The sequence below is a fragment of the Frankia sp. CcCS3 genome, assembly GCF_977927575.1.
The window spans coordinates 2,109-10,810 of sequence record NZ_CDWRCL010000140.1 but is presented as its reverse complement, the minus strand read 5'-3'; the positions used below and the strand labels follow the sequence as shown (position 1 = coordinate 10,810).

At 69.2% G+C, this 8,702-nt stretch carries 8 protein-coding genes; all 8 read left to right on the top strand.

The features are described from left to right. The first annotated feature begins 63 nt into the window (after positions 1–63). A complete protein-coding gene (locus tag AC08OQ_RS12945; protein ID WP_476612074.1) occupies positions 64–561 on the top strand; it encodes a hypothetical protein in 498 nt (165 codons plus the stop codon). 92 nt (positions 562–653) lie between these two features. Then, positions 654–2,600, top strand: coding sequence for a methylmalonyl-CoA mutase family protein (locus tag AC08OQ_RS12940; protein ID WP_476602082.1), 1,947 nt, complete (start codon positions 654–656; stop codon positions 2,598–2,600). Next, a complete protein-coding gene (scpA, locus tag AC08OQ_RS12935; protein WP_476612073.1) occupies positions 2,600–4,864 on the top strand; it encodes a methylmalonyl-CoA mutase in 2,265 nt (754 codons plus the stop codon). The genes AC08OQ_RS12940 and scpA overlap by 1 nt, the downstream gene beginning before the upstream one ends. Positions 4,865–4,902: 38 nt before the next feature. After that, on the top strand, positions 4,903–5,982 hold the full coding sequence (gene meaB / locus AC08OQ_RS12930; RefSeq protein ID WP_476605382.1) for a methylmalonyl Co-A mutase-associated GTPase MeaB: 1,080 nt from the start codon (positions 4,903–4,905) through the stop codon (positions 5,980–5,982). Positions 5,983–6,170: 188 nt separating this feature from the next. Beyond that, complete coding sequence (locus AC08OQ_RS12925) at positions 6,171–6,899, top strand: DUF262 domain-containing protein (RefSeq protein WP_476602011.1); 729 nt, start codon at positions 6,171–6,173, stop codon at positions 6,897–6,899. A gap of 295 nt (positions 6,900–7,194) precedes the next feature. Further along, on the top strand, positions 7,195–7,329 hold the full coding sequence (locus tag AC08OQ_RS12920; protein ID WP_462188373.1) for an AAA family ATPase: 135 nt from the start codon (positions 7,195–7,197) through the stop codon (positions 7,327–7,329). A gap of 39 nt (positions 7,330–7,368) precedes the next feature. Then, positions 7,369–8,388, top strand: coding sequence for an AAA family ATPase (locus AC08OQ_RS12915; RefSeq protein WP_476605380.1), 1,020 nt, complete (start codon positions 7,369–7,371; stop codon positions 8,386–8,388). After that, a partial coding sequence (locus tag AC08OQ_RS12910) for a hypothetical protein (protein WP_476602013.1) occupies positions 8,385–8,702 on the top strand: 318 nt, incomplete at its 3' end. The genes AC08OQ_RS12915 and AC08OQ_RS12910, both read left to right, overlap by 4 nt.

Genomic DNA, 8,702 nt, shown 5'->3' with positions numbered 1-8,702 from the left:
CAACAGTCACCATCGCCGCGATCAACGAATGGCTGCCCCGATAAACTTCCCAAACAGGCCCTAGTGCCGAGCTTGGCGTGGGCGCGGGCGGCCGCCGAGGGGCGGCGCGGTTTCCGGCAGACGACCGACTGGTGGTCGCTGGCCGACGGCCGGGCCGAGAACCCCCTGGAGACCCGGCTGCGGCTGCTGCTGGCCGACAACGGGCTCGCGCCCGTGGAATTGCAGTGGCCGGTCAGGGACGGGACCGGTCAGATCATCACCCGGCTGGATCTTGCCTGGCCGGCGCAGCGACTCGACGTGGAGGCGGACACCTTCTCGGCCACCAGCCCGCCGGCGATGATCTACCAGGACCGTCACCGCGGCAACATCCTCGCCGCGTTGCGCTGGACGGTGCTGCGGTTCAGCGTGGCCGACGTGACCTGGCATCCGGAGCGGGTCGTCTCGGCGGTGACCCGGGTCCTGGCGGCGCGGGCGGCCGAGCGGGCCGAGGCGTCCAGAGTGGCCGCTGAGGCGTCCGCCGCCGGCACAGCCGCGGTGGCTGAGCGGCTGCGGGCATCGTGAGCAGGGACACGATCCGGCGAAACGCGCGCAAGGTGTTGTGACGGGAAGTACATTCCAGGCCGCCTGGGCCCCCCGGGCCTACGATCCGGAACATGAGCGTTCCATCGGCCGGGTTGTCGCTGGCCGCAGACTTTCCGGAGGCGACGCGCGCCGATTGGCAGACGCTCGTCCTGCAGGTGCTGCGTAAGTCTGGCGTGGCGACCGAGGCGACTACTCCCGGCGAAGTCGAGGAGCTGTTGGCCACGCGGACCTATGACGGTCCGCGGATCCGTCCGCTCTACACCGCCGAGAACGCCCCCGCCGGCGGGGTGGGCCTGCCGGGGCTCGCCCCGTTCGTGCGGGGTGGGCGGGCGCAGGGCGCGGGCACCGGCGGCTGGGATGTCCGCGCGCTGCATGACAACCCCGATGCCACGCTCGTCGCCGAGGCGGTCCTCGCCGATCTGGAGAACGGCGCTACCTCGCTCTGGCTGCGGCTGGGGCCCGCCGGTCTGCCGATCGGCGGGCTCGGCGCGGTGCTGCGCGAGGTCTACCTCGACCTCGCGCCGATCGTGCTGGACGCGGGGGAGCTCACCGCCCCGGCCGCCGAGGAGTTCTTCGGCCTCGCCGCCGCCCGCGGCCTGCCCGGTTCGCAGCTCACGGGCAGCCTCGGCGCCGACCCGATCGGTCTGGCCGCGCGGACCGGCTTGCCGGCCGACGGCCCGGTGGGCCTCGCCGAGGCGGTGTCGCTCGCCGGCCGGTGCGTGCGGGAGTTCCCCGGGATCCGCGCCTTCGTCGTCGACGCCCAGCCCTACCACCGCGCGGGTGGCAGTGACGCCGAGGAACTCGGGGCGTCACTGGCCACCGGCGTCGCCTACCTGCGGGAGCTCACCGGGGCCGGCCTGAGCCTTGCCGAGGCGCTCGCCCAGATCGAGTTTCGCTACGCGGTCACCGCCGATCAGTTCTCCTCGATCGCGAAGCTGCGGGCCGCCCGCCGGTTGTGGTCACGGGTCGCCGAGGTGTGCGGCGCCGAGCCGGCCGACCGGGCCCAGCGCCAGCACGCGGTCACCTCGGCGGCGATGATGACCCGCCGGGATCCCTGGGTGAACATGCTGCGCACGACGCTGGCCTGCTTCGGCGCCGGTGTCGGCGGCGCCGACGCGGTCACCGTCCTGCCGTTCGACACGCGCCTCGGCCGGCCCGACGACTTCTCCCGCCGGATCGCCCGCAACACCCAGACCCTCCTGCAGGAGGAGTCGAGCCTGATCCGGGTGACCGACCCGGCCGGCGGCTCCTGGTACGTCGAGTCACTCACCGCCGAGCTCGCCGAGGAGGCCTGGGCCTGGTTCACCGAGATCGAGCGGACCGGCGGGATCGTCGCCGGCCTGCGGTCCGGGCTCGTCGCCGAGCGGATCGCGGCCACCTGGGCGACGCGCTCCGACGCGATCGCCCACCGGCGGGAACCGATCACCGGGGTGAGCGAGTTCCCGAACCTGGGCGAGAACCTCCCCGAGCGGCACCCCGTGCCCGCCGTGAGCCCCGTGCCCGCCGCGAGCCCCGCCGGCGTCGGCGGGGAGGCCGCCACGGCGGTGGGCGCCGGGCTGCCGGAGCTCACCTACGACCTCACCTTCGAGGAGCTGCGCGCCCGTTCCGACGCGCACCTGGCGGCGACGGGCGGCCGGCCCGTGGTCTTCCTGGCCACCCTGGGCAGCGCGGCGGCCTCGACCGCGCGCGCCACCTTCGCCGCCAACCTGTTCCAGGCGGGCGGGTTCGAGACTCCGACGTCCGGCCCGGGCACGGACCCGGCGTCGATCGCGGCGGCGTTCAGCGCCTCCGGGGCCACCGTGGCCTGCCTGTGCTCGGCCGACAAGGTGTACGCCGAGCACGCCGGGCCGGTCGCCGAGGCGCTGCGGGCCGTCGGGGCGAGCCGGGTGTGGCTCGCGGGCCAGGCCGGTGCGCGCGCGCAGACCGATGCCGCCGCGGGCATCGACGGCTACGTGTTCACTGGATGCAATGCCGTCGCCGTGCTGCGGGCGACGCTCGCCGAGGTTGGGGTGGCCTGATGTCCACGGACAGCTCGCAACGTGCCCCGATGATCCCGGACTTCTCCGCGGTGGAGCTGGGCACCACGCCGGCCGGGGCGGACGCGGCGGAAGGTGAGTGGCGGGCCGCCTTGGAGGCGGCGACCGGTAAGGACGCCGACGCGCTGACCTGGGATACCCCCGAGGGCATCGCGGTGAAGCCGCTCTACACTGCCGCCGACACCGCGGGCCTGGACTTCCTGGGCACCTACCCGGGGATCGCGCCCTTCCTGCGCGGCCCGTACCCGGCGATGTACGTCACCCAGCCGTGGACCATCCGCCAGTATGCCGGGTTCTCCACCGCCGCCGCGTCGAACGCCTTCTACCGGCGCAACCTCGCCGCCGGGCAGAAGGGCCTGTCGGTCGCCTTCGACCTGCCGACCCACCGCGGCTACGACAGCGACCACCCGCGGGTCACCGGCGACGTCGGCATGGCCGGCGTCGCCATCGACTCCATCCTCGACATGCGCCAGCTGTTCGACGGTATCCCGCTGGACAAGATGAGCGTGTCGATGACCATGAACGGCGCCGTGCTGCCGGTGCTGGCGCTCTACATCGTCGCGGCCGAGGAGCAGGGGGTGGCCCCGGGGCAGCTCGCCGGGACCATCCAGAACGACATCCTCAAGGAGTTCATGGTCCGCAACACCTACATCTACCCGCCGCAGCCGTCGATGCAGATCATCTCGGACATCTTCTCGTTCACCTCGCAGCGGATGCCGCGGTTCAACTCGATCTCGATCTCCGGCTACCACATGCAGGAGGCCGGGGCGACGGCCGACCTGGAACTGGCCTACACCCTGGCCGACGGGGTCGAGTACATCCGGGCGGGGCTGGGCGCGGGGCTGGATATCGACGCGTTCGCACCAAGGCTGTCGTTCTTCTGGGCGATCGGCATGAACTTCTTCATGGAGGTCGCCAAGCTGCGCGCGGCCCGGCTGCTGTGGTCGCGGCTGGTCAACCAGTTCACCCCGAAGAGCGCCAAGTCGCTGTCGCTGCGGACCCACTCGCAGACCTCGGGCTGGTCGCTGACTGCCCAGGACGTGTTCAACAACGTGGTGCGCACCTGCGTGGAGGCGATGGCCGCCACCCAGGGGCACACCCAGTCGCTGCACACCAACGCCCTCGACGAGGCGCTGGCCCTGCCGACGGACTTCTCGGCCCGCATTGCCCGCAACACCCAGCTGCTGCTCCAGCAGGAGTCCGGCACCACCCGGGTGATCGACCCGTGGGGCGGCAGCTACTACGTCGAGCGGCTCACCCACGACCTGGCCCGCCGGGCCTGGGAGCACATCGACGAGGTCGAGGCCTCGGGCGGCATGGCGCAGGCCATCGACGCCGGGATCCCGAAGATGCGCATCGAGGAGGCCGCCGCCCGCACCCAGGCCCGCATCGACTCCGGCCGCCAGCCGCTGATCGGGGTGAACAAGTACCGCGTCGACGCGGACGAGGCCATCGAGGTGCTCAAGGTCGACAACTCGGCGGTGCGCGCCGAGCAGATCGAGAAGCTGCGCCGGCTGCGCGCCGACCGTGACCCGGCCGCGGTGGAGGCGGCGCTGCACGCCCTGACCGCGGCGGCCGACGCGGCCCGCGATGGGCGCCGCGGTCCCGGGCTGGAGCAGAACCTGCTGGCGCTCGCCGTCGACGCGGCCCGGGCTCAGGCGACGGTCGGGGAGATCTCCGACGTGCTGGAGAAGGTCTACGGGCGTCACGCGGGCCAGATCCGTACCATTTCCGGGGTGTACCGGGACGAGGCGGGACCTGCCGGCAACATCGTCGCCGCCCGCGAGGCCGCCGCCGCCTTCGAACGTGCCGAGGGTCGCCGGCCCCGGATCCTGGTCGCGAAGATGGGCCAGGACGGTCACGACCGCGGCCAGAAGGTGATCGCCACCGCGTTCGCCGACCTCGGCTTCGACGTGGACGTCGGCCCGCTGTTCCAGACCCCGGCCGAGGTCGCCCGCCAGGCCGTCGAGGCCGACGTGCAGATCATCGGGGTGTCATCGCTGGCCGCCGGCCACCTCACCCTGGTGCCCGCGCTGCGCGAGGAGCTTGCCGCGCTCGACCGGCCCGACATCCTCATCGTGGTCGGCGGGGTCATCCCCCCCGGCGACTTCGACGAGCTGCGGGCCGCGGGCGCCGCCGCGATCTTCCCGCCCGGCACGGTCATCGCCGACGCCGCGCTGGACCTGCTCGCGGCCCTGTCGGCCCAGCTCGCTCATCCCGCTCATCCCGCTCATCCCGCGGCCTGACCCGCCCGAGTGACGGCAGATCCGGCATGCTATCCGGCATGGTGACCCGACGACCGATCGATCCGGGCGAGTACGCCGACGGGGTGCTGGCCTCGTCGCGGACCTGGATCGCGCGGGCCATCACCCTCGTCGAGTCCACCAGGCCCGACCACCAGGAGCTCGCGCAGCGGCTGCTGGTGACGTTGCTGCCGCACGCGGGCAAGGCCCGTCGGATCGGCATCACCGGGGTGCCCGGGGTGGGCAAGTCGACGTTCATCGACGCGCTGGGCACCATGCTCACCGGGAAGGGGCACCAGGTGGCGGTGCTCGCCGTCGACCCCTCCTCGACGCGTACCGGCGGCAGCATCCTGGGGGACAAGACCCGGATGGCGGCGTTGTCCACCGATCCGGCGGCGTTCATCCGGCCCTCGCCCACCGCGGGGACGCTCGGTGGCGTCGCCAAGGCGACCCGCGAGGCGATGGTCGTCATGGAGGCGGCGGGCTACGACGTCGTCCTGGTCGAGACGGTCGGCGTCGGCCAGTCGGAGACGACCGTCGCCGACATGGTCGACACCTTCCTGTTCCTGACCCTGGCCCGGACGGGGGATCAGCTCCAGGGCATCAAGAAGGGGGTGCTGGAGCTCGCCGACGTCATCGCGGTGAACAAGGCCGACGGGCCGCACGAGCTCGACGCCCGCCGTGCCGCCCGGGAACTCGCCGGCGCGCTGCGGCTGCTGCAGGGCTCCGCCGGTCCCCGGGACTGGAACACCCCGGTGCTGACGTGCAGCGCGGTGGAGCGGACGGGGCTGGACACCATCTGGGCGCAGATCGTCAAGCATCAGGACACCCTCGACGCCTCCGGCGAACTCGCCGCCCGCCGGCGCCGCCAGCAGGTCGACTGGATGTGGGCGATGGTCCACGATCGGCTGCTCGCTGGCCTGCGGGCCGATCCGGGGGTCCGCGAGATCACTCCGGACCTTGAACGGCGGGTCCGCGACGGCACCCTCCCCCCGAGTCTGGCCGCCGACGCCATCCTCGCCGCGCATGACGGCCTCGCCGCGCATGACGGCTTGGCCGCCCACGAGGGCCGGGCCGCGGCACCCTCCGACGCTGCGGCACCCTCCGACCCCGGGCACTGAGCCAGACTGGAGTAGCCTGGCCGGCCGACGACCCGCGATGGACCACATCCGCCGGGACGCCCACCGGGGTATGGTCACCCTGCGCGGGCCCGCCTGCGACAGGGCGACCTGGCTGAGGTGGGGAACGGCGCCCGGGAACGGCGTCTACCGATCGTGACGGCTGGAAACGGAGTACGCGGGTGGAGCCGGTGAGCGCGGTCGTCGTCGAGTACGAAGGCAACACGCCGCTGGATGTCGAGGAAGAGCAGGAGACCGGTTTCCAGGACATTGACCGGCCCTGGAATCCCGAGAGCATCCGGGTAAGTACGAAGAGCTTTTCCCTGCGTAACATGCTCGATGCCATCGACGAGGGCTCCCTCGACCTGGCGCCGGATTTTCAGCGTCTGAAGGTATGGAAGCCGGTTCAGAAGGCACAGCTCATTGAGTCTGTTCTGCTCCAGATCCCGCTGCCTGCCTTTTATTTCGCGGAGGACAAGGACGGGACGTTGCGAGTGGTCGACGGCGTCCAGCGGCTGACCACCGTCTACGATTTCGTCCGGGGTGGACGGGAGGGCGCCGGGGGTTTCTCCCTGGAGGGACTGGAGTACATCAGGGATGTGATCGGGAAGAGATTCGAGGATCTTCCCGCGCTTTGGCGTCGTCGCCTTAACAACACTCAGATTGTCGCGAACGTCATCGATCCCTCGACGCCGCGGCCCGTCATGTACGATATCTTCCGCCGGATTAACACGGGTGGTACGCCGCTGAATGCCCAGGAAATTCGGCACTGTATGAGCAAGAAGCGTAGCCGTGATTTCCTTCGCGATTTGACCGCTCTCCCGGAATTCTCGATCGCCACCACCGGGGCACTGGGCAGGCAGCGGCGGATGATCGATCGTGAGGTGGTGCTTCGCTTCTGTGGGGACGTAATGAAGTAACAAATACGTGATCGAGAGCATCATCGCAGGTCACAGGCCTGTGGAGGGTTCGAAACGCGCAAGTTATTTCATTTCGACTCCTCAATCGTGCTCTCTTTGAGAGCTGGACGGTCGAGCTGGCGCGGATCGGACGGATAAAGTCGGCTTCCGTAGCGCAGGGAATTAGACGGAAGGCTCGGAGCCTGATGAAGTCAGATTCCATCTATATCACCGCCGTCACGGCCTCGACGGGAGATCGGATGCGAGTCCAGAACCGGTTCGCGATTACTCGAAGCGTCGTTGCCTCAGGTGTCGAATGATCGAGCGGCTTCGGGTCAGAAACTTCAAGGCGTTCGCCGACCTGAGCCTTGATTTCAGGTCTCTCACCGTGCTAACCGGCCTGAACAATGCAGGTAAGAGTACAGTTGTCCAAGGAGTTGAAATGAAATAACTTGCGCGTTTCGAACCCTCCACAGGCCTGTGACCTGCGATGATGCTCTCGATCACGTATTTGTTACTTCATTACGTCCCCCAATCGCTTCTGCTCGCGGAACTCGCCGCCGAGGGCGACGGAACTCTGGTCCCGCTGAACGGTCCGTACGGTCTTGCGCTGGGTGAGGCGTTGGACGTGCTCTTTTTGGCTGCCGTCGACAATACGATCTCCATCGTTCAATGGTCCGCGGACTCGCGTCGTCAGATCGACTATTTTGTTCCGGAGGACCGCTCGACCTTTCTGCGTGTGTCGTCGGTGGTTGCGGACGGCTCGCAGGCGTGTGTGCCGCTTGACACGTACCTCTCGGCGGAGCGCCTTGGACCGCGTGACCTGCTCGAGGTGTCGACCCTGGACGACGGTCGTCTGCGAGTGGGGCATCAAGGCCAGTTCACCGCTCACGTCCTTGCCCGTCGCGAGCGGACACAGATAGGAGCGGATCTTTGGCACCCGGACACCAAGAATCGCGATTTCTCGATCACCATGGGAAGCCAGGTTGCTCTCTGGCTGTCCTCGATCGTCCGGCCTGTGGCGGTCGAGGCGACCTGGCTACCGGGTACGAACGCGGCCCTGGTCCGGTTTCGTGAGCCTGCAGCACTGACCGCGCCCTGGCTACGGCCGGCGAACGTCGGATTCGGTCTCTCCTATGCGCTGCCGGTCTGTGTCGCGGCGTTGACTGCGGTTCCCGGTGGGATTTTCATGGTGGAGAATCCTGAGGCGCATCTGCATCCAGCGGGTCAGTCGATGATGGGGCGCTTCCTTGCGCGGCTCGCGGCCTCTGGCGTTCAGACGATCATCGAGACACATAGCGATCATGTCGTTAACGGGATCCGTCTGGGGGTGGCGGAGGATCGAATCCTACCGGCCGGAGATGTAATCCTGCATTATTTCGGGGAAAACGAGCGAACGGCCATTGACATCACCGAGACCGGGGCCCTGACAACTTGGCCGTCTGGTTTCTTCGACCAGGGTGAGCGTGATCTGGCCAGCCTTGCCGGCGTGCGTAGGCGTCGGACGTGAGATTCATCGTCGACGAAGAGGCGTTAGGCTGCGCCGGCGTCCTCGACTGGGCTGCTGCCGAACGTGAGTTCGATGAACTCGCTCAGCTGCTGGTCGAACTCCGGTATAGCGGGGAGATCGTCGGCATTGTGAGCGGATGGGGAGCGGGTAAGTTCGTGTTCGGGCCGGACATCGCCACCGTCCTGGCCGCCGCGCGAGGCCTGGACCGGGATGTGCGTAGCCTGCTCATGCGACTGCTCGACAAATGTGTCGAGTGGGATGACGATTCTACGGTGGTGGCGGACGGTGAAATCGTCATCGGAGTCGAAATGAAA

Bases quoted from the DNA above. Each gene is read 5' to 3' on its own strand.
- AC08OQ_RS12940 (WP_476602082.1), top strand. From the start codon at position 654: ATGAGCGTTCCATCGGCCGGGTTGTCGCTGGCCGCAGACTTTCCGGAG.
- scpA (WP_476612073.1), top strand. From the start codon at position 2,600: ATGTCCACGGACAGCTCGCAACGTGCCCCGATGATCCCGGACTTCTCC.
- meaB (WP_476605382.1), top strand. From the start codon at position 4,903: ATGGTGACCCGACGACCGATCGATCCGGGCGAGTACGCCGACGGGGTG.
- AC08OQ_RS12920 (WP_462188373.1), top strand. From the start codon at position 7,195: ATGATCGAGCGGCTTCGGGTCAGAAACTTCAAGGCGTTCGCCGACCTG.
- AC08OQ_RS12915 (WP_476605380.1), top strand. From the start codon at position 7,369: ATGATGCTCTCGATCACGTATTTGTTACTTCATTACGTCCCCCAATCG.